We start from the raw sequence: 24,520 nt of genomic DNA on the forward strand, positions 1-24,520 counted from the left end.
TCCTGAGCCGGCCTGGCCCACACCCGCCAACGCGCGTGGCCGATGCCCACACCGGTGATCATTGACCGCCCGGGGCCGGCGACGCCAACTATGCCTCACGCCGCTGTGGCTCCAGTCTTGTCCGCCCTTCTGCTCGTCTGCTCGCGTGAAGGCACGCGAATGCTGGCAGGCGTGAGCGTTCACGCACGATGGCCCACGCAGGGTCCGGCGCATGCGCCGGACCCTGGACTACGCCCGGTGGGCGGCGGCCTGCTTGATCAGCTCCGCCACGACCTCCGGCTGGGAGACGTAGACCGCGTGGCTCGCTGCCGTCTCACTGACCGTGGACCCGGCACGCCCGGCCATCGCGCGCTGCGCCGGCGGCGGGATCATGCGGTCGTCGGTCGCGACGAGATACCAGCTCGGCTTGGTGCGCCAGGCGGGTTCCGTGACTGTTCCGCCGAGCGCCTCCACGCCCCAGGGAACCTGCGAGTCGGCCATGAACCGGGCTTCGTCAGGCGCCACATCACCCGCGAAGGACGCGGCGAACTTCTCGCGGTCCAGGAAGAGAAAGCCGTCCTGGGGCGGCAGGATCGGCGGAACGGGCGCGCCGGGAGCAGGGTCGGCGATCAAGGTGCTGACCGACTCGTCCTTGTCCGGCGCGAAGGCCGCGATGTAGACGAGCGCGGCCACACCCTCATGCCGACCCGCCTCGGTGATCACCACTCCTCCGTAGGAATGCCCGACGAGCACGGCCGGGCCGTCCTGGGCGTCGAGGACCTGCCGCGTGACCGCGACGTCGCCCTCTAGGGAGTGGGTCGGGTTCTGCACCACTCTGACGTTGAAGCCGTCACGGGTCAGGAGACGGTGCACCTGCTGCCAGCCGGAGCCGTCGACGAAGCCTCCATGCACGAGCACGATGTTCTTGACGGAACTCATCTGATTGCTCCTTGATGGTCGGAAACCTTCCGGACAGATACACGCTATGCCGCACCGTGCGCTCCGGCTCGGCCAAATGGCCGAGTTGCAGGCGAGGTTGCGGTGGACGGCCTCGCCTGCGGGATGCTGCCACCGCGCGGCCTGACTGCCGGCACTGGCAACGGTGCTCAGAGCGGCCATCGGGCCAGGGGCAGGGCGGGCCGAGGGAGGGGTCCCGTTGCGCCAAATTCGCCGGCCGGACGGATGGGAAACAGACGACGCGGCCGCGTACGACCGGCTGTGGGCGGAGCTCCGGCACACGGCACCCAGGCTGGGACCACTCCCACGAGCGACCGCGTGGCCCGCGGCCGGCAGCCGCAGCCCTCCGCCTGGGCTGGCTACTGTGTTGTGGCTTCCGTGTGCTCGCGGATCGCGTGGGCCACGTCGAGCAACGCGTACGCGACAGCAGCCAGCCCTGCGCCAGATCCCCCAGGTCACATGCCGCCTGCCGCAGCCCGGAGCAGCCACGCCACCGCGACACCGGTACTGCGGCAGGCGCATGCTGGAAGCGAAGGGCTTGCCCAGGGCCCCTCCTGTGGGCTTGCCCGCCGGGTGTGGACCAGTTCTGAGCGATCCTGGCCCACACCCGAGGCACACCCGTCAGTCACGCCTCTTCAGGCCCCGATTTCAGGCGCTCCCGGTGCGGGCGCGCAGCCGGGCCAGGACACCGGTCTGCTCACGGCGCTGAGCGAGTTCGCGGTAGGCCTGCTCACACCGCGGGCACCGCCCGCCCGGCGCGGGCCGGTAGCCCTCCAGCATGGTTGCCCCGGTGTCGGGTGGGGGTCTGCACGAGGGGCAGGCCCACGGCAGCGGGCGATCCGCCCACCCTTCATCGGTTACGGGCTCCTGGTCGTGGCCGCGGCGTCTCGGCTTATCCGCCCCGGCTCCTCGCGCTCCTGCTCGCCGCGGGCGTGATGGTCGGCCCGGGTGTTGCGGTGCTCGAGGGCGGCCGCGAGCGGCTCCGCCATGGACCGGCAGCACAACCTCGGTCGACCAGCAACCCAGATGCCCCACGCCCCGTGGCCGGACGGCCACTTCCCGGCGCAGCAGCGGTGCCGTGGTGCGGCGGGCGACCGGCTTCGTCGCCTTCTGCGGCGACTGCCGGAACGCGTCGATCACATCGGTCACCGCGAGCGCATGCCCGGGGCCGGGCTCCGCAATCGAGTCCCTGGCGGTAGGGTCGGCTGGCCGCTCAGCCCGCGCCGGACCGGGCGCCGCGGCCCGGGGTTTCCTCGTCGTGTGCCGGCCAGGGGATGTCATGACCAGTACGCAAGAACCGCCCGAGCTGAGACCGCAGGCCGCCACAGCGCCGGACGCTCCCTCTGCGGACGTCCGCGTCGCGCGGATACGGCGACGTCTGGAGCGGCTGATCGGGATCGCGGCGACCGAGGGCAACCAGCTCACCGCCTTGCGGAACGGGGATGAGATCTTCGCCGCGATGCTGGCCGGGATCCGCCGTGCCGAGCACACCGTGGACATGATGACGTTCGTGTACTGGAAGGGCGACATCGCCCGCCAGTTCGCCCAGGCCCTCGCTGAGCGGGCCCGCGCCGGTGTGCGGGTGCGGCTGCTGCTGGACGGGTTCGGCAGCCGGCTGATCGAGACGGAACTGCTTCAAACGATGGAGCAGGCCGGGGTTCATGTGGCGTGGTTCCGCAAGCCGCTGTACCTCTCGCCGCTCAAGCAGAACCACCGATGTCACCGCAAAGTCCTGGTCGTCGACGAGGAGGCCGCGTTCACCGGCGGGGTGGGGATCGCCGAGGAGTGGTGCGGTGATGCGCGCAATGAGAACGAGTGGCGCGACACCCACGTCGAGGTCCGCGGTCCGGCGGTGGACGGCATCGCCGCGGCGTTCGCGCAGAACTGGGCCGAGTGCCACGACGAACTCTTCGACGACCGCGACCGGTTCATCGAGCACCGCCCGCAGGGCGACGCGATCGTGCAGGTGGTGCGCGGTTCGGCCAGCTTCGGCTGGCAGGACATGCAGACCCTGATCCGCGTGATGCTGGAGTCCGCCGAGGAGCGCTTCCGTCTGGCCACCGCCTACTTCTCACCGGACGCGTACTTCATCGAACTCCTCTGCGCCACCGCGCGGCGCGGCGTCGAGGTGGAGATCGTGCTGCCCGGCCCGCACACCGACAAGCGGGTCTGCCAACTGGCCGGCCAGCACCACTACGAGGACCTCACCGCCTGCGGCGTGAAGATCTACCAATACCAGCCGACGATGATGCACGCCAAAGTCATCACCGTCGACCACGTCGCCGCACTCATCGGCTCCACCAACTTCAACCGCCGCTCCCTCGACCACGACGAGGAAGTCATGCTCGCCGTCCTGGACCCCGAGTTCACCGCCACCCTCGACGAGCACTTCGACGCGGACGTGGCAGCCAGCGAACGGATCCAGGCCGGCCGGTGGAAGCGACGCTCCGTCGTCCAACGGGCCCGGGAACTGGCCGTCCAGCCCATCCGCCGGTTCCTCTGACCCCGGTCCCCACTTCCCGCGGGGCCGGCCGTACCGCCCGCCTTCCAGACGATCGGTAGCGTGATCGCCGGGAGCGACGGCGGGTCACCTCGGTGCGCCGTGGTGTTGTAAAAATATGCCCCATGTCGAGTGATGAACTGGTGGTGGCTGTAGAGCCCTCGGCCGACGGTGTGGTGCTGATCCGTGTCCGGGGCAGCCTGGACAGCTGGTCGGACGGCGATCGGCTCGTCGAGGCTTTGACAAGCGCCGCCGAAGGCAAGGGCAGGCGGACGGTGGTGGATCTGTCCGGGCTGGCGTTCGCCGACTCCACAGCGCTGCACGCATTGCTGCACGGCCAACGCAAGCACACCGCGAACGGGGTACCGCTGGTGCTGGTCGGCCCGATGAACGTCAAGGTGCTCCGACTGTTCGAGGTCACCGGAACGCAGGAAGCCTTCCAGTTCGCGGGCAGCGTCGATCAGGCGCGCACGTGCTGATCGTCCCCGCAGTGACGCATTCCGGACATACAGGCGGGTGTGTGCCCCGGCCAACCGGGCACGCGGACAAAGCGATGAGTATCGAAGCCGAAGTGTCTGGCCAGAATCCTCATCCGGAACACGCACCGGACGAGGCCGAGAAGGCTGCCGTGCAAATGACCGGGCAGGTGGAGCGCGCCGCAACCCCGGTGCCGCACAATGCCGCCGCAGCACGGGACATGGTCACCAGACTCCTGAGTTCACGCTTCTGCGGGATGCAAGGGGAAGGCCTGGCGGATGTGGTGGTGGCCGACGCGCTCCTGGTGACCTCGGAGTTGGTGACAAACGCCTTCCGCCACGGTGGCGGGCTCACCGAATTCACCGCCGACATCACCGACGAAGGACTCCTCGTCGTCGTCGGTGACACCAGCACCCGCGCACCGCTCGTCCACGCCAGCGAAGCAGCGGGAGTACCCCGGCTCGGCGGCTACGGCTGGCCACTGGTACGCCGCCTCACGAAGAACGTCACGATCACTCTCCACTCCACAGGCAAGCACATCACCGCGCTGGTTCCCCTCGCCTGAATTCGCACACCGGCCAGTGAGGGTTCCGTTCCACCCGAGATGTCCCAGCACGCACTGGCGGAATCACTGCCACAACAGCGGCGCCAGCCCCCGAACCCGCCCCCAAATCAGAGGAAGGTCTTGCCGACCCCCCTTTCCAGCATCCTCCTCTGCGTAGCCGGTCGCCTGTCGGTGCTCTGGCGTGCGCGTAGCCCCAGCCGAGCCAGTGTGAACCTCTTCCCGGATCGCTCCCAGGGCCGGTGTTACCGAGACTCGCCAAAGCCGCGATCATGAACGAATCGCGCGCCCGAGGGTGATCCACTTACGGCCCATGTCGATGACGGCTCGGCCGGTCAGGGCCTCGACCTCGACACTCCCGATCCCTCTCGGTCAGCTCCCGGTGGTTCACTGCCCGTGAGCGGACGGCGAGCTCGCGTGGCCGCCTGGCGCAGCACGGTCCGCTGGGGGTTTCCTCCGTGCCTCAGCCCGCAGGGCGCCAGAGGGCCCGACCCGACGCTCTTCGCACCGCGGCTGTGCGCTCGGCCTTGGTGGGCGCAGACGGTGGTGGCGAGGCCGGAGGACCATGGGGGCATGGCGAGTGTTGTGTTGCGGGGAGCGTCGGCTCTTCTGCGGATTCGAGCTGAAGATGCCGTCCAGTCCTCCGAGGAACGGTGGATGGTGGGTCAGGATCAGGAGGGCGGGCTGCTCCTGGCCGCGTACGTTCCGAAGGACATCGCCGCGGACGGCACGGTGAGCAGGAGCATCGTCGCCTCCTTGGCCAGGGACAGCCCGACAGGGGTGACGGACGGGCAGGCGCTCGGAGCGGCAGCCCACATGGCCGGGCTGGATCCGAGAGCGGCCCTCACGCTCGCTGCCTTGCTGGAGACGATGGCCGCGTATCTGGACCGGGCCGAGGAGCTGGGAGACATAGAAGCGACGGTCACGCTCCTTGCGCCGGCGATGCGTTTGCTCAGACCTATATGAGGACGGCAGACGATCGGTAAACATGGCGCTCACGTCGCCCGCCGACGGGCCGGGCCACCATGTCACACAGCCTCTTCGTACCTTCACCGACCACGCCTCTGCGCGGCCATCGTCGAGCGTCTCACCCACGGCAGCAACATCATCGACACCGGAAAATGACTCCCTTCGCCTCGCGACCCTCCGCGCCCGCGCTGAGCAACAGGCCCTCGGCTGTGTCGGCGACACGGCTGAACCCGGCGCGGGGTGCCTGCGCCGCAGAGCAACGTGGGCGACCTACCCCTGCGCAGGGCTTCCCGCAGGTCCGGCAGCTACAGCTGTCATCCCTGTCGGATAGCAGCGCGTCCGTCACCATCGAAGGGGAGACACGGCCAACCGAGACACGGCCAACCGATTCGTTAGACAGTCCCCTTCGACGATCTGTACGTGCGCTGAAGACCCATGCCCGCTCTTCAAAGCCATTTACCGAAGAGACTCAGCCAGCGCATGTCCCCGTCAAGGTCCGTCTTGGTACCAAGAACACCCGTATTGGCGGCTGGGCGGCTGATGCGTGCCGGACTCGCACCTCGGGAAGGTCGACGAGCCGCAGGAGCCGGGCTGTCGTCGAATTCTCGTAGAAGCGGTCGGTTCGTGAGGCCGGTTGATCTGCGAGTCCCGGCAGGGCACGCGAGCCGCAGTGTCCGCGCAATGAGTGCTCGAAGCGGGAGTGCAGCGATCGCGAGCCCTCGGCTGGTCCGCCGTCTCGGTGTCACCGTCCTGGAAGCCGCTCCGTGATCTCCTGCACCGTCCAGCTGTTGCCGTCCGGGTCGGTGAACGAAACGAACGATCCGTAGCTGGCCCGCGCTGGGTCCGGGCCGGGGAGCCGGTCCTTCGTCCCTGCGTGGTGGAATACGCCGCCCGCGTCGTGAAAGATCTCGCTCACCGCGACATCGCTGTGAGCCAGCTCCGCGCGTGCCGCCTCGATGTCCGAGACCACGAGGTGTAGGCCTTCGACGGATCCGGGCGCGGCCGAGCTGACTCCGCTACCGAAGATCACCGAGCACGAGGAACCCGGCGGTGTCAGCTGCACAACCCTGAAACCGTCATCGGCGACGATATCGGCGTCCAGCCGCCACCCCAGTGCGGAGTAGAAGCTCTTCGACCGGTCGATGTCCGCAACCGGAAGTACTACGACTTCGAGTTTCATGTCCACGGTGAAGCCTTTCAGTTTCCCTTGGTGGTGCCGGCCTCGGGCAGCACCGCAGGCGCGTTACCGGTTGCGGAGCAATAGACGTCTGCATAGGCGCGGGGAACTTCTACGCGCCGCGTGAGGATCTGAGCGGAGGGTGCCGGGCTGTCGGTCAGTGCGTACCGGTCGACCGTTTGCGGCTGATCACCATGAGCCCCGCTCCGATGATGAGCATTCCGCCTGCGGCGGCGGCGCCAGCGACGCCTAGGGGGGTGAGTCCTGTTTCGGCGAGGGCTGGCGTGGAGGACTGCCCTCGGGCGGCGTCGCGGATGACGTCGGTGACAGCGTCTGGGTGGGAGATCATCACGCTGTGGGAGGAGTCGATCTCGACGGTGTGGGACTCGGCGCGCTTGGCTTGGAAGCGCTCCAGGTCAGGGGCTATGGCCTTGTCGTTGGTGGCCACGACGGCCCATGAGGGGATGGTCCGCCATGCGGCGGACGTTACTTTGTCGGTGAAGGCCGTGGCGGAGATGGGGCGTTGGCTTGCCGCCGCCACCGACGTGGCTGTCTGTGGGAGGTCCGCTGCGGCGACGGCGCGGAACTTGTCCGGCGAGACGTAGAGATCCGTGCCCGTGGAGCCGTCCGCGTTCGTGAAGGGCTTCTGCACCAAGGCGGGGTTGAGCTCGCTGCCAGGGAACTTGGCGGCGAGTTGACCGAGGACTTCTCCCTTGTCGGGCATGAAGGCCGAGACGTACACGAGCGCCTTCACGTTGCGGTTGCCGGCCGCTGCCTCGGTGATCACTGCCCCACCGTACGACTGGCCGACCAGGACGATGGGGCCCTCGACGCTCCGCAGAACGCTGGCGATGTAGGCGGAGTCGGTGGGCAGACCGCGCAGCGGATTGGCGGGGACGATGACACGGTAGCCGTCGGCCAGCAGGCGTCCGGTAACGGCGTTCCAACTGGAACCGTCGACGAACGCGCCATGCACCAGTACGACGGTAGGTTTGCTGCCGGCTGTGCTGGTGACGCTCCCTGGGGCCGTGGGCCCGCCGTCGGCGGCGGCTGGCACCGACGCCGACAAGGCCGCCGCGGTCACCAGCGCGGGAATGACCGCGCGTATTCGTCGCCGTCGAGGCCGCGCGAGGGGGGACGACGTCATAGCTGTTCTCCTTCGGAGGACGGGCGGGATGCACGTCAGCCTGTCCGGCGTGCGCCGAACGCGCACTCGCGGTGAGGCACATGAGGGAATCAACTCGCCCATTCAGGTCCTCCCCCGCGCGTTCGCGGTTCAGCAGCGGATGTCCCAGTGCGGCAAGCGACTCCCCACCAGGACCCCCGCCGGGCGCGCCTGCGCCTGCTGCAGGCCGTGCGGACGGCCCTCGTCCTTGGAGGTGCGGCGCGTGCGGGGTGGCTGCCGAGGGCACGTGATCGACAGGCATAGCCTGACGTGACCTGTCACGAATAGAGGCAAATCATGAAGGAGCCGCAATCCGGGTCGCCGAAGCCCCGGCCTTCTTCTGCGGGGGAGGCTTCACCGCAGCTGACGGACGAGCAGCGAGCCCGGCTCGCCTCGTACGGAAGCAGCCACGACGTGCAGCGCGGAGAAACAGTTTTCCAGGCCGGTGAACCGGCCTATGACCTCATCGTGGTCGAGGCCGGGACCGTCGAGTTGGTGGCGCCCGCGGGCCCGGATGACGACGAGGCGGTCATCGCGACATACGGTCGCGGCGGCTTCATCGGCGAACTCAACTTGCTGACCGGGCAGACGGTGGACCTGGCCGCCCGCGTCGTGGAGCCAGGGCGCATCTACCGCATTCCTCCGTCCCAGTTCCGGCGCCTCATGGCCGACCAGGCGGATCTCTCCGACCTCCTGTTGCGCGCCTTTCTCGCTCGACGAGACCGGCTTCGCGCGAGTGTCGTGGCGCGCAGACTGGAGATCGTCGGCGTCAGCGCATCCGCGGAGGGGCTCGCCCTGCGCACCTACGCCGCACGCCAGCGCCTACCGCACCTCTGGACCGAAGCGGGCAGCCCTGCCGGTCAACGAACCCTGAGCTCGGCAGGGCTCGCCACGACTGATCTACCCGCCGTCGTCACCCACGACAAGGTGCTCCGCCGGGCCACTCCCGCACAGCTCGCCTCGACGCTCGGCCTCTCCTACCGGGCCGCGGAGGCAGGCGCCGTCGACCTCACCGTGGTGGGAGCGGGTCCTGCGGGCCTGGCAGCCGCCGTCTACGGCGCCTCCGAGGGACTGGACACCGTTGTACTCGACAGCGTCGGAACGGGGGGCCAGGCGGCGGCCAGCTCGCGGATCGAGAACTACCTCGGCTTCCCCTCGGGGCTCAGCGGTGGGGATCTCATGCAACGGGCCACCTTGCAGGCACTGAAGTTCGGCGCCCGCCTCTCCAGCCCCTGCCAGGTGGCGGCTCTGGAGACCGGCCACGACTACCTGCGCGTCGTCCTGACGGACGGCACCGGCATCGACAGCCGCGCCGTCCTCATCGCCACCGGTGCCCGCTACCGCAGATTGCCCCTTGCGTCGTGGGACCGGTTCGAAGGCGCCGGGATCTACTATGCGGCCACCAACCTCGAAGCCCAGCTGTGTGCCGGTCAGCCGGTCTGCGTCGTGGGGGGCGCCAACTCCGCCGGGCAGGCAGCGCTGTACCTGGCCTCACGCGGCTGTGGCGTCACGCTGGCAGTCCGGGGCGAGGACGTCACATCGGGCATGTCGACCTACCTCCTCGACCGGCTTCGCGCCGATCCGCGGGTGACGGTACGCCCCTCCACCGAGGTCACCGAACTGCACGGCGGAAATGAGCTGGAGGGGATCGCACTGACCGACCGCGCATCCGGTGAGCACGCAGACCAGCCGTGCCGCGGCCTGTTCTGCTTCATCGGCGCGTCCGCAGCCACCGACTGGCTGTCCGGTCTGTCCACAGACCCCCATGGCTTCCTGAGAACCGACGTGCAGCTGGACCCCTACCCGCTCAGCCCGGTATGGGCCGCCATCGGCCGTAGCCCGCTCCCCTTCGAAACCAGCGAGCCAGGCGTCTTCGCCGCCGGCGACGTCCGCTCCGGATCCATGAAGCGCGTAGCAGCCGCCGTCGGAGAGGGCGCCAGCGCCGTCCATTCCGTCCACGCCGCCATCGGCACACCCGCCTGACGTCTGCGCTGCCGCATCGCACGCAGAACACCTCTTGGGCCTTCATGGTTCTGCCGTACAGCAGATTCCCGGTGGTGTTCCCCTGCTCCGGTCCAACCACCGCTGGCACAAATGACGTTGAGGTCCGCAGGAACCACAGGGCAGGCGCACGAGGCGACGAACTCACCGAAAATCTGCCCACGGTCGCCGCGCAGCGGTTTGCGGCCAGGGTGCGGCAAAGTTCTCAACCCACGGCTACGACGCAGCGGCGCCCTCGGAGGCACGTGGGAGCGGGCCACGTCAGGTCGGGCGATGGCCGCAGCATAGGCGTCGGCCGTGGGCCGACGGAGATTCCGATATCGGACGCTGCGCCAGCGCCCGCACAACCTCGCAGTCCTCGCACTGACGATCTGGAACCCTCACCGGTCACGACCAATGCCCCACGGCCGGAGGCACCATCCGATCAGGGCAGGGCGGACTTCGCCGAGTTCCACAGCACACCGCGGTTCACGCGGTCGGGGTACATGCGGACCATCGTCTCGTAGAGGTCGACATGGTTGTCAGCCTTCTCCGCCACCGTGGCGAAGTCCTCGATGTAGCGGCGGGTCCGGTCGATGTCGTCGGGGCTGTCCGGGTCGCCATCGCGCTTGTGTCCGGACACTACGGCTGCCGGCCGGAGCTCTGCGAGGACGTCCAGAGCGTGCAGCCAGTCCTGCTTGCCGTGTCCTTTCGCCTCGCCGAGGTAGAGGTGGACGTCGCCGTAGACGGCGTCGCCGGCGACCACCAATCCGATGGAGGGCGCATACAGGGCGCTCGTGCCATCGGTGTCGGTATGGCCGAGTTCGATCCCGCGTAGTTCTTTCCCCTCCAGCTCGATCCGGCCGTCGGGCAGAGGCTCGGGGACCACGCGCCGGTCGGAGATCTGGTCCGGGAAGCGAGGCTGCCAGAATCCGTCGAACCACGGAGCGTCCCACTGCGCCCCAGCGTGCGCCGCGACGTCCGCCGCAGCCACCAGGCGGGCCTGCGGGAAGCGGTCCAGAAGGGCGGGCGCCCCGAAGAAATGGTCGCCGTGTGCGTGGGTGACGAAGACCGTGGTCACGTTCTTGCCCTGCGTATCCACCCAATCGGCCAGGCGGCGAGATTCCTCCACGGTCAGCAACGGATCGACCAGAACCGCGTCGCGCTCACCGAAAATGAGCGTCGACGCCGTGGGCGACCACATCCGTCGGTCCTCGCCCGGCGGAAGATCATCGGACACCGCAGGCTTGGATGGTGCAACGTACACGGAGTAGGCGAGTGCGGTCATGACGACTCCCGCGTTCTCGGGCTGGCAACTATGGGCGAACTGCTGGACGAGGCACTGGCCCATGACCGTCCGCCCCGTCTGGAGACCTTGTTTTCCACACTAACTTCGCTTCGGCTGGGGCTCGACCGCACTCGGCGCGGCCCTCCGGCCGGCCCCAGTCTGCGTGGCTGGGGAGAGAGCGCGTCAGCGCTCGATCCGCTGCCTCGCTTCCTCGCTTTCGTCCGAGCCGGCGGCCGGGGGGAGGCTGTCTAGCTTGGCCTGCTGCTCAGCGGTCAGCTCAACGGTGTCGGCGGCGATGTTCTCCTCCACGCGGGTGACCCGCTTGGTGCCGGGGATGGGAACGATCCGCTCGCCCTTGGCCAGCAGCCAGGCCAGAGCTACCTGGGCCGGCGTGGCGCCGGCCTCGTCGGCGATGGCCCGTATCTCGTCAGCGAGGGCCAGGTTGCGCCGGAAGTTCTCGCCCTGGAAGCGAGGGCTGGTCCGGCGCCAGTCCCCCTCGTCGAACTGCTCGGGAGAGCGGAGCGTGCCGGTGAGGAAGCCGTGGCCGAGCGGTGAGTACGGGACGAAGCCGACACCGAGCGCGCGCAGCGTGGGCAGCACCCGCTCCTCGACCTCGCGGTTCCACAGCGAGTACGACGACTGGACCGCCGCCACCGGGTGCACGGCATGGGCCCGGCGGATCGTGTCCGGGCCGACCTCAGACAGGCCGAAATACCGCACCTTGCCCTCCTGCACCAGCTCTGCAACTGCGCCCGCCACGGCCTCGATCGGAGTATTGGGATCAATGCGGTGTTGGTAATACAGGTCGATGTGGTCGGTCCCGAGCCGCTTCAGGGAGCCTTCGACCGCGGCGCGGATGTTGGCCGGGCTGCTGTCGAGGACATGCATGCCGCCGTCCGCGTCCGCGTGCGCGATCAAGCCGAACTTGGTCGCCAGCACGACCTCGTCACGGCGCCCCAACAGCGCTCTGCCGACGAGTTCCTCATTGACGTACGGTCCGTAGACCTCGGCGGTATCGATCAGCGTGACACCCAGATCGACCGCTCGCTGAATGGTGCGGACGGACTCGGCGTCGTCGCTCCCAGCGCCGCTGTAGTAGGAAGACATGCCCATCGTGCCCAGGCCGATGCGCGAGACTTCGAGATCTCCCAGAGTGCTGTGCTTCATGATCGCTCTTTCGAATGTTCGAGGTGGTCGTCGCTGATCGCGGCTGGGGGGACGATGTCACCGACAGTGTCGGCGGCGATGCGCAGCCTCTCCGCCGCTTCGGCGCCCAGATGACTCGCACAAAGCAGAGGGCCCTAAGTGGCGCCGGCTGCCTGAACGCCCACCCCAGTGAACGTCGTTTCGCCGGCCTGTGGCAGTGCCTGGTCTTCCAGGTACTGCCAGTACCTGCCTCGTCCCGGAAATGCCGCCTGCCCCGGAAGCCGTCGGTCCCCGGCCCACGGCCCGTGTCTTCCGATCGGGGGCGGAGCTCAATACCGCATAGGCCTCAGGCGGGCCTGCCTACCCGCCTGTACTCCGATATCGGCAGATGAAGGGCTCCAACCGCTTGCGCGGATCGCCCGTGACCGCCACGGAACGCGCGGGATGCCCCGCTGAGTCACAACGCGACACCCCCAGCTCCCGCTGCCGCCACCGCCTCGTCCGCCAGTCGCACCAGCTCCGCCTCCGGCAGCGACCCAGCCGGCCGCCGTTCACGCGCGAAAGTGGTGGCCATCCGCTGCAACAGCTCGTTCAGCGGGGTTGGGACGCCGTGCAGCCGCCCCAGCAGGACGATCTCACCGTTGAGGTAGTCGGCCTCGATCGTTCCCGTGCCACGGGTGAGGGACTGCCAGGAGGAACCACCGCCCCCTCCGACCCAACGCACCTTGCCGCCGTGGGCCTCCTGCTGTTCCTGCCCGCTCACATGGGGGATTCCGGCGGCCCTGAGGACCGACTCGCCCTCCGCGCGTACCTGCTCGTACAACCGCCGCGCCTCCTCCCCGGCGATCGGCCAACTCAACGCGTTGATCGCATTGGCCAGGTTGCCCAGTAGCTTGGCGTACTGCCAACGGGCCACATCGGCAACCACCGGGGCCTCGAAGCAGGCGGTCTCCAGGTCGGCGGCGATCTTGCGGACGGTGTCGTCAACGCCGTGGGGGTGCCGCCCGATATGCAGAACGCCGGTGAGCGGAGCGCCGGGCGCGGAGACCACCCCCGGTTCGACGAAGGCGGCGGGCAGCCAGACGCACACGCCGTACACGCGGCGGAAGCAGCGCAGAGCGATCCGCTGGCCTTCGACGCCGTTCTGAACGCACACCATTGGCAGCCTTTCCGCGGCAGTGCCGCCGCCGGCAACCGGTGCCGCGCCCCAGGTATCCAGTGCAACCCCGCTGTCTTGGGACTTGACGGCCAGCACGAGCACGTCGTCCGCTCGCAACTCGCCCAGTGCGTCCGGACCTTGGACGACGGCGAGCCGGTGGACGTGTTCGCCGTCGGGGGCCTGGAAGCGCAACCCATCCGCCTTCATCACTTCGTAGTGCGTGCCCCTCGCGACGAGGACCACCTCATGGCCGGCATCAGCCAGGCGCGCCCCGATGGTTCCGCCGATCGCCCCGGCTCCGATGATGATGTAGCGCGTACCGACTGGTTTCGACATGTCCGCCGTCCGCAGATCGATACGGGAGACCTCCGAGGCCCCCGCAGTCGTGAGCTTCATGATCGCTTTTCTTGAGTGTTGGATTTGATTGTCGCGGCTCGCGACCTCGAAATGGACGACGTCACCGATCTTGTCGTCCCCGAAAGGCTCCCTTCACGTCGTCCTGGCTGCTCAGGGTGCCCGTCTGAAGCAGGTCGCCTCAGACGTCCCGAAGGGCCACCCCCAGTGAACGGAGTTCCACGGGTCGGCGGCAGGGCCCGGTCTTCCAGGTAACGCCAGTACCTGCCTCATCCCCAGACCCTCGCCTACCGTGGACACCATGGACGACCGTGCCGAGATCAAGGAGTTCCTCGCCTCCCGCCGTGCTCGTATCAGCCCCGACCAGGCCGGGCTGCCGGTCTACGGAGGCAACAGGCGCGTCAAAGGGCTGCGCCGCGAGGAGGTCGCGATGCTGGCCGGCGTCTCGGTCGACTACTACGTGCGATTGGAACGGGGAAACCTGGCGGGAGCCTCCGACAGCGTCCTGGACCGCGTCGCCCGCGCGCTTCACCTCGATGATGCCGAACGCCAGTACCTGTACGACCTCGCCCGCCGCGCCCCCGCCTCCGCCGCAGCCCACCGCCGCAGCTCTTCCAAGCGCCTACGGCCCGCCTTGCAGCACATGCTGGACGCCATCAGGGATGCGCCCGCCTTCATCCACAACGATCACCATGACCTGATGGCCGTCAACCACCTGGCCCGCGCCCTCTACGCGCCCCTGCTCGTGATCCCGCGCCGCCCGGCCAACCTCGCCAGATTCATCTACCTCGAGCCGGCCGCCCGCGCATTTCTTCCCGCCTGGGACAAGGCGGCCGACGATGTCGCCGCAATGCTCCGCGCCGAAGCCGGCCGAAACCCCTACGACAAGGACCTCACCGACCTCATCGGAGAACTGTCCACCCGCAGCGAGATCTTCCGGAAGCGGTGGGCAGACCATAACGTCCGCCAACACCGCGCCAGCGCAAAGAAGTTCCACCACCCGGCCGTCGGGGACCTGGACCTGAACGGTGAATCCATGTCCCTGGCCTCCGACCCCGCCCTCACGCTCGTGATCTACAGCGCTGTTCCCAACTCCCCCAGTGCTGACGCGCTGCACCTCCTGTCCACTTGGGCCGCCACCCCGGAACAGCCCGAACCCGACCTCCACGAACGCCTCACCTGACCACCTGACCCAGACCGCAAGCCGCTGAGGCGCGCCGTCTGCAGCATCCCGTCGGCGGCCCCTCTCCCAGCATGCAGGCGGGCACGCTATGGGTAGGGCAGAGGTTCTTGCGGGTCTGGCCCTTCCCAGAATTCGGGGACCGAGAAGGTCCTTGAGGAGGACGAGCACGCAGCAGCCAGCCCACAGCGTCGCACGCGGTGCGACAGACTAGTAAACCCGCATGATTCACGAGTCCGCCGACGCGGTGCTTTCCGCAGCCGGCAAAGTCCACTGCAGCGAGTCGTGCCTCCCCAACCCACTACGCCATACGGGGCGGGCCGTGAGGAGTCCGACGTCACGCATCGCCCGGACGGGTGGGACGGCGACGATGTCGCCGAGGGAGGCGACGCCGCCGCTGTCGGTGCGTCCTTCGTCGAGGGCGCGGCGACGGACCGTGGCGACGTCGAACAGTGCCCGGCCGTCGATGTCGTCGGCGAGGTAACGCGGTTCGCGCTGGGTGACCTGGTCAGTTCGGTGACCGGGGCGAGGTCGGCGGCGATCTGCGCGCCGGAGTTGCCCCGCCGACCACGATCACGTGCTGTCCCGCGAAGTCTGTAGGGCGTCGGTAGTCGACGGTGTGGGCACCGTGCTGGACCGGCAGGTCGTAGCGCTTTTCGTAGTCGGCAAGGTAGTCGATTGCAGTGGGTCCCAGACGTGCTGCCGGACTCCGCCCGGCGTGGACTGCGCATCGAGGATGACGAAGTCCACCCCGAGGCGGCGGAGGTGGTAGCCGGCAGCGAGACCTGACTGGCCGCCGCCGACCACCACCACATCGGAGCGCTGTGTCATGCTGAGAGCTGTTGCGCCGTGAACTTCTTGCGCCACGCCAGGGATACGTAGACCAGCGCGACCAGCACCGGAACCTCGATCAGCGGTCCGACCACACCCGAGAGGGCCTGGCCCGAGGTGACGCCGAAGGTGGCGATCGCGACCGCGATGGCCAGTTCGAAGTTGTTGCCCGCCGCAGTGAACGCGAGCGTGGCGGTGCGGTCGTAGTTCAGTCCGATGGCCTTGCCGAGCAGGAAGGTACCGAACCACATCAGCGCGAAGTAGACGAGCAGCGGCAGCGCGATGCGGGCCACGTCCAGCGGCTGCGAGGTGATCGTCTTCCCCTGCAGGGCGAAGAGGATGACGATCGTGAACAGCAGGCCGTACAGCGCCCAAGGCCCGATCTTCGGCAGGAACTTCGCCTCGTAGGACTCGCGCCCCATCTTCTTCTCACCGATGCGGCGGGTCAGGAAGCCTGCCAGCAGCGGCACTCCGAGGAAGATGACGACGTTCAGCGCGATCTTCCACATCGAGATGTCGAGCTTCTCCCCCTCACCCAGACCCAGCCAGCCGGGCAGGAGGTCGAGGTAGAGCCAGCCCAACAGGCCGAACGCAATGACCTGGAACACCGAGTTGAGCGCCACCAGCACAGCCGCTGCCTCACGGTCGCCGCAGGCGAGATCGTTCCAGATGATGACCATGGCGATGCACCGGGCGAGACCGACGATGATCAGCCCGGTGCGGTACTCGGGCAGGTCCGGCAGGAAGATCCACGCCAGCGCGAACATGATCGCCGGACCGGCAATCCAGTTGATGACGAGCGACGACACCATCAGCTTCCTGTCGCCGGTGACGGCATCCAGCTTGTCGTAGCGGACCTTCGCCAGCACCGGATACATCATGATCAACAGGCCGACCGCGATGGGCAGCGAGATGCCACCGATCTCGACCTTCGCCAAAGCATCGTTCATCCCGGGGATGAGCCGGCCCAGCCCGAGCCCGAGGCCCATGGCCAACAGGATCCACACAGCGAGGAACCGGTCGAGAGTGGACAGCTTGGCAACGACCGAAGCCTCCTCGCCGCTCTGCAGAGGCGCGGCGGTGGTCGGTTCAGTGGGGGTCACGGACAGGCCCTCTTGTTCTCGGCAGCACTGCGGGCAGAGTCGGCCAGATCGGCGAACTGGCCGGCGAGCTGGGCAATGACGTCCGGCCGCAGCTTGTAGTACGTGAAGCGCCCGCACGGCTCGGTCTCCACCACCCCTGCCTCACGCAGCACGCGCAGGTGGTTGGAGACATTCGTCTGCCGCGCCCCGGTCTCCTCGACCAGGTGCGTGGTGCAGAGCATCTCGCGGGCGAGCAGGGTCACGATCTGAAGCCTGAGCGGGTCGGCCAGCACCCGGATCAGGTCAGTGTCGACTGACGTCATCATGGGCTGATACTGTCACATCAGTGGTAGCTGACGCCACCGGGTGCTGATGTCACGTGTGCCTGAATCATCGCGAGACAAGTGAGACCTCCTGATGTCCGAGAAGCCCTCGGTGCTGTTCGTCTGTGTCCACAACGCCGGTCGTTCCCAGATGGCCGCCGGCTGGCTCAGTCACCTGGCCGGAGACCGGATCGAGGTCCGCTCCGCCGGCTCCGCCCCTGCGGACCAGGTCAACCCCGCGGCGGTCGAGGCGATGCGCGAGGTCGGCATCGACATCACGGCCGAGACGCCCAAGATCCTCACCGTCGACGCGGTCAAGGCGTCCGACGTCTGCATCACCATGGGCTGCGGCGACACCTGCCCCGTCTTCCCAGGCAAGCGCTACCTCGACTGGACGCTGGAAGACCCGGTCGGACAGGGCGTCGAGGCCGTCCGCCCGATCCGCGACGAGATCAAGAAGCTGGTCGAGGGCCTGATCGACGAGATCGACGCGGAGACCACCAGGTGAGCGTCTCCCCCGACGTACGCAACGTCATCGTCATTGGCTCCGGCTGTGCGGTCTTGAGCATCAGCTGATTCAGGTCGGATCGTCTCGTGGGTCACGTGCATCTCCGGCCGGTCGGGGAAGCGTGTCCGCAGAGCGCCTGGCAGATCTGTTCCGGACTCCAGCCGGGTGCAAGGCGGTCCTGGATGAAGTCGCGCAGTTCGGGGGTTCTGGCCGATCTTTCCCGGCTTCGGGCGAGGCCGCCGGGCGTCGGCGCGGGCCTGCGCGGGGTGCGGCTGGTAGGCCCAGCGGGAGGTGCCCTGGCGTAGCGGCATGCCGTTGCGGCGAATCTATGCGTGCGCTCAGGCTCCCGCAGGTAGCAGGACGGCCTGTCGGGTGACAGCGGTCTGAGGACCGGTGGAGCGCCCCGTGTCACTCCCGTGGCCTGGCGGCCGTGCCGCCACCGCTTGCCAGTCCGCCGGTTGATCCCAACGATGCGGCAAGCCTGTGTGTTGGTGAAGCCCTGGCCCATGAGCCAGACGTATTCCGCTCGCTCACGGACCAGGGCTCTACGGCCTACAGCCTCCTGCCGGTTCTCCCGAATCTTGAAGTCCATCGCACCCCTGAACTGGGGTGGCGCGACGACCACTAGAAGGGAAGATGCGGAGAATGACGGCTATGCCAGCGCCCGCTGGCCCCCGGTAGGTGTAGCTGGTCGTTCGCCCGGCGACCGCATCGGTCTTGGCGCGATTCTTGCCGCCGTCCCGCCTTGGAGTAGGAGTAAGAGTAGGTGACGGTCGCGTAGTCGGAGGCGTCGCCCTTCGTGAGCCGGACGCGGTGGTCGTACTCGTGCAGGGTGACGCCCCCTCGTCCGTCCTTGACGGTCTTCAGGCGGCCCAGCCCGTCGTAGGTGTAGGTGGTCTTTCCCGGGAGCGGGGGCCGGCCACAGGGACACCATGCGCAGCCGTTGTCCCGGCCGTACGCGTGGGCCAGGCGTGGGTTTGGCCGACTGCACCGCCCCAACCGCTGTGCGGCCTGTTCCCGGTGTGACGATCGGGGGCCAGCGGGCGCCGTCCGGCGGGTAGTTGGAATGAGCCGCCAGAAGCAGCCAGGTCAGACGGTGACGCCGGCGGTGACGCCGGCGAACAAATCGTCCTCAGGCAGCGAGGTGTCGATCAGCGAGCGGGCCAGCTCGTACTCCTCCGTCGGCCATATTTCACGCTGGGCGTCGAGCGGCACCAGGAACCACGGGCCGTCCGGGTCGATCTGGGTGGTGTGGGCGAGCAGCGCGCGCTCGCGCACGTCGAACCAGTCGGCGCAATGGACCCGGGTGGTGAACTCGCGATCCTCGAGGCCCTCGTGCTCCCAGGCGGCGATCCACTCGCCGTAGGGGGACTCGTGGCCGTGCTCCATCAGGTAGGCGTGGAGGGCGCGGATCCGGGCCATCGACAAGCCGTGGTTGTAGTACACCTTCAGCGGCTGCCAGGGCTCACCGGAGTCCGGGTAGGCGTCGGGGTCCCCGGCCGCATCGAAGGCGGCCATCGTGACCGTGTGGGTCATGATGTGGTCGGGGTGCGGGTAGCCGCCGGTCTCGTCGTACGTGGTGATCACGTGCGGACGGAACTCGCGGATGAGCCGCACCAGCGGCTCCGCGGCCTTCTCCAGCGGTTCCAGGGCGAAGCACCCCTCGGGCAGCGGGGGCAGCGGGTCGCCCTCCGGCAGGCCGGAGTCGACAAAGCCGAGCCATTCCTGCTTGACGCCGAGGATCTCCCGCGCGGCGTCCATTTCCCTGCGCCGGACCTCGTGGATGTTGGCTTCGATCGTGGGGTCGCCGCGGAGCTTGGGGTTGAGGATGGAACCACGCTCGCCCCCGGTACAGGTGACCACCAGGACGTCCACGCCCTGGGCGAGGTACTTCGCCATGCTGGCCGCGCCCTTGCTGGACTCGTCGTCCGGGTGGGCGTGGACCGCCATCAGCCGCAACTGCTCTGTCAACGTACGTTCCTTCCGCATCGCCCGCTGCGGGGCGGGAGTAGTCGGCCGGGGCCCGCACCGAACAGCGGGCCGCTCAGCGGCCTGCCATGGCTTTCATGGCGGTGATGTGGTGTGCGTACCGGTCCACCGTCGCTGTGGCTCAACTCGGGTGTGGCGCGAGCATCTGAGCTCACGTCATGGTGTGTCCGACTGTGTCCTGAGCCGTGGGCTCTCCGGGTCACCGTGACGGTGGCATCCGCGTGCCGCCCGGTGCCTCAGTGGGCAACCACCGGCAGCGCGACCTCGTCCGCGCTTCTTTCACTGCCCTCGCGGCCGGCGTTGACCAGGGCCAGGACGACCAGGGTGGCGATCAACAGCATGCCGATGGCGAACCAGATGGCGATGGTGTAACCGTGCACCACGCCCTGCAACTGGAGGAGTTGCTGCTCCGGCTTCGTCGCGGCGCCGGCGATGTGGCCCCTGACATACGCGGTCGTCGCGGAGGCGGCGATCGTGTTCAGCAGGGCCGTGCCGATCGCTCCGCCCACCTGCTGCGAGGTGTTGACCATCGCGGAGGCGACACCGGCGTCCCTGGGCTCGATGCCCAGGGTGGGCAGGGACATGGCGGGCGTGAACGTCATACCCATGCCGAGACCGAGCAGCAGCAGCGCGGGCAGGACGGTGGAGGCGTACGACGAGCCGACCTCCAGCTGCGCCAGCAGGAGCATGCCGGCCATGGCCACGAGGAAGCCCGGGCCCATCAGCAACCGTGGCGGGACGCGGGTGACCAGTCGCGTGCCGATCTGGGTCGAGCCGACCATCATGCCCGCGACCATCGGCAGGAAGGAGAACCCGCTCCTGACCGGCGAGTAGCCCTTCACGACCTGTAGGTAGTAGGTCAGGAACAGGAAGGTGCCGAACATCGCGATGACCGCGATGCCGAGGGAGAGATAGACGCCACCGCGGTTGCGGTCGGTGACCACGCGCAGGGGCAGCAGCGGAGCCTTGACCTTCGCCTCTGTGAGAACGAAGGCGAGCAGCAGGACCACCGACACGACGAACAGGCAGATGGTCGTGGTGTCGCCCCAGCCGTCGCACTCGGCGCGGGTGAAGCCGTAGACCAGCGAGACCAGGCCCAGGGTGGACAGGACGACGCCGGGGATGTCGAGTGGCGAGCGGTTGCGGCCGCCCTCGGGCTCACGGACGACGAAGTAGGCGCCGGCCGCCGCCACGGTGGCGAAAGGGATGTTGACGAAGAACGTCCAGCGCCAGTCCAGGTATTCGGTGAGCACACCTCCGAGGATGAAGCCGACGGCGCTGCCGCCACCGGCGATCGCCCCGTAGATACCGAATGCCTTGGCGCGCTCCTTTGCGTCCGTGAACATGACGGCGAGCAGTGAGAGCGCTGCGGGGGCGAGCAGGGCGCCGAAGACGCCCTGGAGGGCGCGGGCGCCGAACATCGTTGCGCCGGTGGTCGCCGCGCCGCCGAGCGCGGAGGCGGCGGCGAAACCGATGAGACCGATGACGAAGGCGCGCTTGCGGCCCCACAGGTCGCCCACCCGGCCGCCGAACAGGAGCAGACCGCCGAAGGCCAGGGCGTACGCCGTGACAACCCACTGCCGGTCGCCGTCGGAGATGCCGAGATCCTGCTGGGCGGACGGCAGGGCGATGTTCACGATGGTGGCGTCGAGGACGACCATCAACTGCGCGAGCGCGATGAAGACGAGCGCCTTCCAGCGGTTGGCATGCGCGTCGCCGTGGGCCTTGAAGGCTTTTCGAGACATGAGGGTATCCACTTCGAGACTTCGTGAGGGCGTGAGGGAAATGCGGGCGGATGATGGCCGAGGACGTGCCTCGCAGGGATCTCGCCCCGCACGCGGCAGACCGTCCGCAGGACCAGCCGCCGCTGGGCGGGCCGTCTGCCAAGGGGGAGGTGGCGACGGCCGCTGACAGTGCCGACACGTTGAGCGCGTTCGCAGGGGTGGCGACAGCCGGAGACGATGTGGACTCGTCCCCGCCGTCCCGGTTGCCCCGGACAGCGGCGGTGCGCAGGGTCAAGACGCGACTCGAGGCGCGCACGGTCGAAGACCTCGTCGTGGGCACGGTGGCGAAATTGGTGAGGTGATCAGGCGCGGTCCCGGAACGGAAACGCCGTCCGTTCCGGGACTCGCCGCTGAGGGGCGGTCGCCCGTCTTCCGGCGGGCGAGGGCGTCAGACCCGGACCGTCTTGAGGGCGCGGGCCCAGGACTCCAACTGGTCGAACAGGGTGGTCGCCGCAGCGTCGTGCTGCTCGGCCGGCTTGAAGACGGAGAAGTTCTCGAAGTCGGTGAACAGTGAGAAGGACAGCTGCTGACGCACGTGGGCCAGCTGAAGTTCGCTCGCCACGCCCCGCAGATGCTCGATGGCTCGCGCGCCGCCGAGGGAACCGTAGGAGACGAAAGCGGCGGCCTTGTTGTTCCACTCGCCGTACAGGTAGTCGATCGCGTTCTTGAGTACGCCGGAGGTGGAGTGGTTGTACTCGGGGGTCACGAAGATGTAGCCGTCGAACTCGGCGATCTTGGCCGCCCACGCCTTGGTGTGCTCACCCTGGTACTGGCCCATGGCCGGCGGAATGGCCTCGTCGAGGTGGGGCAGCGGGTAGTCGGCGAGGTCGACCAGCTCGTACTCGGCGCCGGTGCGGGCGGCGGCCCGGTCCACTACCCAGTCCGCGACAACCTTGCCGTTGCGGCCGGGACGGGTGCTGCCGAGGATGACGGCGATCTTCAGGTCACTCATGGGTCTTCTCCTTGATGGGCCGCCATGCGGAGTCGGCCCGTTCACTTGAATCTTCATGTCAGACCTTACGGAATGACTCATGAATGTTCAAGTGTGAGTCGCGACTCGTGAACGTTCACGCCAGCTAGACTCCGGGGCATGCCTGAACAGCCTCCGCACCCGAACGATCAGCCACGCTGGCTGACCCCGGCAGAGCAGGAGACATGGCAGCAACTCGGCCTGATGCTGCACCGGCTGCCGTCCGCGCTGGAAGCCCAGCTTCAGCAGGACGCGCACCTCAGTTACACCGAGTACTACGTCCTCGCCGGACTGTCCGGCCGGCCGGGACGCCGAATGCGCATGAGCGACCTCGCCGTCCTCGCCAACTCCGAGCAGTCCCGTCTCTCTCACATGATCAGCAGGCTGGAACGCCGCGGTTTCGTCAGCCGCGAACCCGACCCCACCAACGGCCGCTACACCCAGGCGATCCTGACCGACGCCGGCTACGCCCATCTCACCGAAGCCGCCCCGGGACACGTCGCCCTGGTACGCGACCTCGTCTTCGACGTTCTCGACCCCGCCGAGCTGGCGGGCCTGCGCGCCGCCGCCGAGAAGATCAGCGAGCGGATCGACCGCTGGGAGCAGCAGGGCCGGGTCCGCAAGGGATCATGAGTGGATGACCCGTCTACTGACCCGCAGTGACCTGCAGGCCGTGCTGGACCCGGCGTCCTGCATCGCTGCTCTGCGCGACGGATTCCGCGCCCCCGCCTCCCCGATCGCCGGGCAACGAGTACGTACGGACCTGCCGTTTCCCGGCACTGCCACGGCTCTGATCCCCGGTGTGCTGCCCGGCATCGAGGCGTACACGGTGAAAGCCAACGCCAAGTTCCCCGGAGCCCGACCGGCCCTGCGCGGAGTTGTCTGCCTCCACAGTGGTCACGACGGCCGGCTCCTCGCCCTGATGGATTCCGCCACCATCACCGCATGGCGCACCGGGCTGGCCGCAGCCCTGGGGACTCACCTTCTGGCCAGCCCCGGGTCGGCGGACGGCTCAGCAGTGGGAGTGATCGGCGCGGGCGCGCAGGCCGAACTCATGGTGCAGGGTCTGACGGCCTTGCGGCGGCATCGTGAGATCGTCGTGCACGATGCGGATCCGGATCGCGCCAAGGCATTCGCCTCACGCCACGACGGCCGCCTGCTGACCTCCGCCACACAGGTCGCCGCAGCCGCTGACATCGTCCTGCTCGCCACCTGGTCACGCTCACCGCTGCTGCGCCTGGTCGACACCCGGCCCGGCCAGCACATCACCAGCCTCGGGGCCGATGAGCCCGGCAAGCAGGAACTCGCCGCCGATCTGCTGGAATCCGCACTCCTGGTCGTCGACGACCGTGAACTCGCCGCGACCACCGGTGTCCTGTCGGCCGCCGGCCTTCCGACCTCGGCCGCTCAGGCCACACTCGGTGATGTTCTGCGCGGAGACCATCCGGGACGTACCAGTGCGACGGACCGCTCCGTCTACGCGCCGGTCGGACTTCCCTGGCAAGACCTCGCTCTGGCGTGGCTCGCCTACCAGCAGGCAGAACAACAAGACATCGGACAGGAAATCGACCTGCTCTCCTGACGCCTCCGCAGCGCACAGAAATGACGTCAGCGACCAGGCGCCCTCTTCTTGATCTCCCCCAGCGACTGACCACGCCGTAAGCCCTCCTTCCGGTCCCCTCAACCCCATCGGGCCCGGCCGAGACCAGAGCAGTTCTGGAACCCCGGCAGGCGCCAACAGTCCACAACGGCAAAGAGCCGCCCACGTCGCCGGAGCGATGAGCACGGATCGGGCGGCCCGGCCGTCACTCCCCCACGAGCTGAGCCGAGCCGAGCCGACAGAATGTGGCACTCCTGCCGGCCAGCCCCAAAACGTTCCAGCAGATCGATCCCGACAGCCTCAGTGCACCGCCACCTCGCCCGCGTGCACGGCCCGCAGCGCCCGCTCCACCGTTTCCTGGTTCTCGCCGACCGGGGCCACATAGTCGAGGACACCACGTGCCACGTCCTCCCCGACCGTTCGCGTCATCACCCACGTCGCAAGGTACTGGGACGCCAGGCAGCCGCCCGCCGTGGCGATGTTCCCCTCGGAGTGGAACGGCGTGTCCAGCACGGTGACGTCGAGGGCCTCGACAAAGGG

At 68.4% G+C, this 24,520-nt stretch carries 22 protein-coding genes and 2 pseudogenes; 9 read left to right on the forward strand and 15 right to left on the reverse strand.

From position 1 onward, the window contains the following. Positions 1 to 228 precede the first annotated feature (228 nt). Together ACFWU3_RS30845 and ACFWU3_RS30850 are read right to left on the reverse strand one after the other, a co-directional pair. Positions 229 to 918, reverse strand: a complete 690-nt coding sequence (locus ACFWU3_RS30845) for an alpha/beta fold hydrolase (protein ID WP_384444287.1) — start codon at positions 916 to 918, stop codon at positions 229 to 231. 875 nt (positions 919 to 1,793) lie between these two features. Further along, positions 1,794 to 1,925, reverse strand: coding sequence for a hypothetical protein (locus ACFWU3_RS30850; protein WP_384444289.1), 132 nt, complete (start codon positions 1,923 to 1,925; stop codon positions 1,794 to 1,796). Positions 1,926 to 2,215: 290 nt separating this feature from the next. Between ACFWU3_RS30850 and ACFWU3_RS30855 the strand changes: the two genes are divergently transcribed. The 4 genes from ACFWU3_RS30855 to ACFWU3_RS30870 all read left to right on the forward strand — a co-directional run bounded on the left by ACFWU3_RS30855 (position 2,216) and on the right by ACFWU3_RS30870 (position 5,441). Next, positions 2,216 to 3,439 (forward strand): phosphatidylserine/phosphatidylglycerophosphate/cardiolipin synthase family protein, encoded by a 1,224-nt coding sequence (locus tag ACFWU3_RS30855; RefSeq protein WP_384444291.1) that lies wholly within the window; start codon positions 2,216 to 2,218, stop codon positions 3,437 to 3,439. Positions 3,440 to 3,561: 122 nt separating this feature from the next. Further along, on the forward strand, positions 3,562 to 3,915 hold the full coding sequence (locus ACFWU3_RS30860; protein ID WP_384444293.1) for an STAS domain-containing protein: 354 nt from the start codon (positions 3,562 to 3,564) through the stop codon (positions 3,913 to 3,915). Further along, complete coding sequence (locus ACFWU3_RS30865; RefSeq protein WP_384444295.1) at positions 3,909 to 4,478, forward strand: ATP-binding protein; 570 nt, start codon at positions 3,909 to 3,911, stop codon at positions 4,476 to 4,478. The genes ACFWU3_RS30860 and ACFWU3_RS30865 overlap by 7 nt, the downstream gene beginning before the upstream one ends. A gap of 654 nt (positions 4,479 to 5,132) precedes the next feature. Then, a complete protein-coding gene (locus tag ACFWU3_RS30870) occupies positions 5,133 to 5,441 on the forward strand; it encodes a hypothetical protein (RefSeq protein ID WP_384444297.1) in 309 nt (102 codons plus the stop codon). 745 nt (positions 5,442 to 6,186) lie between these two features. Here the strand turns inward: ACFWU3_RS30870 and ACFWU3_RS30875 are convergent. Together ACFWU3_RS30875 and ACFWU3_RS30880 are read right to left on the reverse strand one after the other, a co-directional pair. Next, complete coding sequence (locus ACFWU3_RS30875) at positions 6,187 to 6,624, reverse strand: VOC family protein (protein WP_384444299.1); 438 nt, start codon at positions 6,622 to 6,624, stop codon at positions 6,187 to 6,189. Between the two features lie 154 nt (positions 6,625 to 6,778). Then, positions 6,779 to 7,597, reverse strand: coding sequence for an alpha/beta fold hydrolase (locus ACFWU3_RS30880; protein WP_384444301.1), 819 nt, complete (start codon positions 7,595 to 7,597; stop codon positions 6,779 to 6,781). A 486-nt stretch (positions 7,598 to 8,083) separates the two neighbouring features. On the opposite strand from ACFWU3_RS30880, the gene ACFWU3_RS30885 reads away from it, so the two are divergent. Further along, positions 8,084 to 9,769, forward strand: a complete 1,686-nt coding sequence (locus ACFWU3_RS30885) for an FAD-dependent oxidoreductase (protein WP_384444303.1) — start codon at positions 8,084 to 8,086, stop codon at positions 9,767 to 9,769. Positions 9,770 to 10,211: 442 nt separating this feature from the next. Here the strand turns inward: ACFWU3_RS30885 and ACFWU3_RS30890 are convergent, their stop codons facing one another. The 3 genes from ACFWU3_RS30890 to ACFWU3_RS30900 all read right to left on the reverse strand — a co-directional run bounded on the left by ACFWU3_RS30890 (position 10,212) and on the right by ACFWU3_RS30900 (position 13,695). Further along, positions 10,212 to 11,054 carry an MBL fold metallo-hydrolase gene (locus tag ACFWU3_RS30890; RefSeq protein WP_384444305.1) on the reverse strand — a complete coding sequence of 281 codons (843 nt, stop codon included), beginning with the start codon at positions 11,052 to 11,054 and terminating at the stop codon, positions 10,212 to 10,214. A 183-nt stretch (positions 11,055 to 11,237) separates the two neighbouring features. Beyond that, the gene (locus tag ACFWU3_RS30895) at positions 11,238 to 12,221 is read right to left on the reverse strand and encodes an aldo/keto reductase (RefSeq protein ID WP_384444307.1); all 984 of its coding nucleotides are present in this window, start codon (positions 12,219 to 12,221) and stop codon (positions 11,238 to 11,240) included. Positions 12,222 to 12,657: 436 nt separating this feature from the next. Further along, positions 12,658 to 13,695, reverse strand: a complete 1,038-nt coding sequence (locus tag ACFWU3_RS30900; RefSeq protein ID WP_384444331.1) for a ketopantoate reductase family protein — start codon at positions 13,693 to 13,695, stop codon at positions 12,658 to 12,660. Between the two features lie 319 nt (positions 13,696 to 14,014). Here ACFWU3_RS30900 and ACFWU3_RS30905 point away from each other — a divergent pair, with 319 nt between their 5' ends. Further along, the gene (locus ACFWU3_RS30905) at positions 14,015 to 14,896 is read left to right on the forward strand and encodes a helix-turn-helix domain-containing protein (RefSeq protein ID WP_384444309.1); all 882 of its coding nucleotides are present in this window, start codon (positions 14,015 to 14,017) and stop codon (positions 14,894 to 14,896) included. 303 nt (positions 14,897 to 15,199) lie between these two features. On the opposite strand, the pseudogene ACFWU3_RS30910 reads toward ACFWU3_RS30905, so the two are convergent. The 3 genes and pseudogenes from ACFWU3_RS30910 to ACFWU3_RS30920 form a co-directional block, all read right to left on the reverse strand. Beyond that, positions 15,200 to 15,724: pseudogene (locus ACFWU3_RS30910) on the reverse strand (NAD(P)-binding protein); the annotation flags it as partial. Then, a complete protein-coding gene (gene arsB, locus ACFWU3_RS30915; RefSeq protein WP_384444311.1) occupies positions 15,721 to 16,827 on the reverse strand; it encodes an ACR3 family arsenite efflux transporter in 1,107 nt (368 codons plus the stop codon). The pseudogene ACFWU3_RS30910 and the gene arsB, both read right to left, overlap by 4 nt. Continuing rightward, positions 16,824 to 17,132 carry an ArsR/SmtB family transcription factor gene (locus ACFWU3_RS30920; RefSeq protein WP_384444313.1) on the reverse strand — a complete coding sequence of 103 codons (309 nt, stop codon included), beginning with the start codon at positions 17,130 to 17,132 and terminating at the stop codon, positions 16,824 to 16,826. Before ACFWU3_RS30920 ends, arsB begins: the two co-directional genes overlap by 4 nt. Before the next feature lie 91 nt (positions 17,133 to 17,223). Between ACFWU3_RS30920 and ACFWU3_RS30925 the strand changes: the two genes are divergently transcribed. Next, positions 17,224 to 17,637, forward strand: a complete 414-nt coding sequence (locus ACFWU3_RS30925) for an arsenate reductase ArsC (RefSeq protein ID WP_384444315.1) — start codon at positions 17,224 to 17,226, stop codon at positions 17,635 to 17,637. Positions 17,638 to 17,728: 91 nt separating this feature from the next. Here the strand turns inward: ACFWU3_RS30925 and ACFWU3_RS30930 are convergent, their stop codons facing one another. The 4 genes from ACFWU3_RS30930 to ACFWU3_RS30945 form a co-directional block, all read right to left on the reverse strand. Beyond that, a complete protein-coding gene (locus ACFWU3_RS30930) occupies positions 17,729 to 18,229 on the reverse strand; it encodes a helix-turn-helix domain-containing protein (RefSeq protein WP_384444317.1) in 501 nt (166 codons plus the stop codon). 497 nt (positions 18,230 to 18,726) lie between these two features. Further along, positions 18,727 to 19,608: a mycothiol conjugate amidase Mca gene (gene mca, locus ACFWU3_RS30935; protein WP_384444319.1), complete on the reverse strand. Its 882-nt coding sequence runs from the start codon at positions 19,606 to 19,608 to the stop codon at positions 18,727 to 18,729. A 254-nt stretch (positions 19,609 to 19,862) separates the two neighbouring features. Continuing rightward, entirely contained in the window at positions 19,863 to 21,371 is a 1,509-nt protein-coding gene (locus tag ACFWU3_RS30940) for an MFS transporter (RefSeq protein ID WP_384444321.1), read from the reverse strand. Positions 21,372 to 21,798: 427 nt separating this feature from the next. After that, positions 21,799 to 22,362: an NADPH-dependent FMN reductase gene (locus tag ACFWU3_RS30945; protein ID WP_384444323.1), complete on the reverse strand. Its 564-nt coding sequence runs from the start codon at positions 22,360 to 22,362 to the stop codon at positions 21,799 to 21,801. A 138-nt stretch (positions 22,363 to 22,500) separates the two neighbouring features. Between ACFWU3_RS30945 and ACFWU3_RS30950 the strand changes: the two genes are divergently transcribed. Further along, positions 22,501 to 23,013, forward strand: a complete 513-nt coding sequence (locus ACFWU3_RS30950; protein WP_384444325.1) for a MarR family winged helix-turn-helix transcriptional regulator — start codon at positions 22,501 to 22,503, stop codon at positions 23,011 to 23,013. A gap of 4 nt (positions 23,014 to 23,017) precedes the next feature. Continuing rightward, positions 23,018 to 23,962, forward strand: a complete 945-nt coding sequence (locus ACFWU3_RS30955; protein WP_384444327.1) for an ornithine cyclodeaminase family protein — start codon at positions 23,018 to 23,020, stop codon at positions 23,960 to 23,962. 318 nt (positions 23,963 to 24,280) lie between these two features. On the opposite strand, the pseudogene ACFWU3_RS30960 reads toward ACFWU3_RS30955, so the two are convergent. Next, positions 24,281 to 24,520 (reverse strand): annotated as a pseudogene (locus ACFWU3_RS30960) (AraC family transcriptional regulator); the annotation flags it as partial.

Origin of the sequence: Streptomyces sp. NPDC058685 (assembly GCF_042714725.1) — a bacterium.
Lineage (GTDB): Bacteria > Actinomycetota > Actinomycetes > Streptomycetales > Streptomycetaceae > Streptomyces.

Excerpts from the sequence above, each read along its gene's own strand:
- ACFWU3_RS30845 (WP_384444287.1), bottom strand. The coding sequence starts at position 918 with ATGAGTTCCGTCAAGAACATCGTGCTCGTGCATGGAGGCTTCGTCGAC.
- ACFWU3_RS30850 (WP_384444289.1), bottom strand. The coding sequence starts at position 1,925 with ATGGCGGAGCCGCTCGCGGCCGCCCTCGAGCACCGCAACACCCGGGCC.
- ACFWU3_RS30855 (WP_384444291.1), top strand. The coding sequence starts at position 2,216 with ATGACCAGTACGCAAGAACCGCCCGAGCTGAGACCGCAGGCCGCCACA.
- ACFWU3_RS30860 (WP_384444293.1), top strand. The coding sequence starts at position 3,562 with ATGTCGAGTGATGAACTGGTGGTGGCTGTAGAGCCCTCGGCCGACGGT.
- ACFWU3_RS30870 (WP_384444297.1), top strand. The coding sequence starts at position 5,133 with ATGGTGGGTCAGGATCAGGAGGGCGGGCTGCTCCTGGCCGCGTACGTT.
- ACFWU3_RS30875 (WP_384444299.1), bottom strand. The coding sequence starts at position 6,624 with ATGAAACTCGAAGTCGTAGTACTTCCGGTTGCGGACATCGACCGGTCG.
- ACFWU3_RS30885 (WP_384444303.1), top strand. The coding sequence starts at position 8,084 with ATGAAGGAGCCGCAATCCGGGTCGCCGAAGCCCCGGCCTTCTTCTGCG.
- ACFWU3_RS30890 (WP_384444305.1), bottom strand. The coding sequence starts at position 11,054 with ATGACCGCACTCGCCTACTCCGTGTACGTTGCACCATCCAAGCCTGCG.
- ACFWU3_RS30895 (WP_384444307.1), bottom strand. The coding sequence starts at position 12,221 with ATGAAGCACAGCACTCTGGGAGATCTCGAAGTCTCGCGCATCGGCCTG.
- ACFWU3_RS30900 (WP_384444331.1), bottom strand. The coding sequence starts at position 13,695 with ATGTCGAAACCAGTCGGTACGCGCTACATCATCATCGGAGCCGGGGCG.
- ACFWU3_RS30905 (WP_384444309.1), top strand. The coding sequence starts at position 14,015 with ATGGACGACCGTGCCGAGATCAAGGAGTTCCTCGCCTCCCGCCGTGCT.
- ACFWU3_RS30920 (WP_384444313.1), bottom strand. The coding sequence starts at position 17,132 with ATGATGACGTCAGTCGACACTGACCTGATCCGGGTGCTGGCCGACCCG.
- ACFWU3_RS30925 (WP_384444315.1), top strand. The coding sequence starts at position 17,224 with ATGTCCGAGAAGCCCTCGGTGCTGTTCGTCTGTGTCCACAACGCCGGT.
- ACFWU3_RS30930 (WP_384444317.1), bottom strand. The coding sequence starts at position 18,229 with ATGGACTTCAAGATTCGGGAGAACCGGCAGGAGGCTGTAGGCCGTAGA.
- ACFWU3_RS30940 (WP_384444321.1), bottom strand. The coding sequence starts at position 21,371 with ATGTCTCGAAAAGCCTTCAAGGCCCACGGCGACGCGCATGCCAACCGC.
- ACFWU3_RS30945 (WP_384444323.1), bottom strand. The coding sequence starts at position 22,362 with ATGAGTGACCTGAAGATCGCCGTCATCCTCGGCAGCACCCGTCCCGGC.
- ACFWU3_RS30950 (WP_384444325.1), top strand. The coding sequence starts at position 22,501 with ATGCCTGAACAGCCTCCGCACCCGAACGATCAGCCACGCTGGCTGACC.
- ACFWU3_RS30955 (WP_384444327.1), top strand. The coding sequence starts at position 23,018 with ATGACCCGTCTACTGACCCGCAGTGACCTGCAGGCCGTGCTGGACCCG.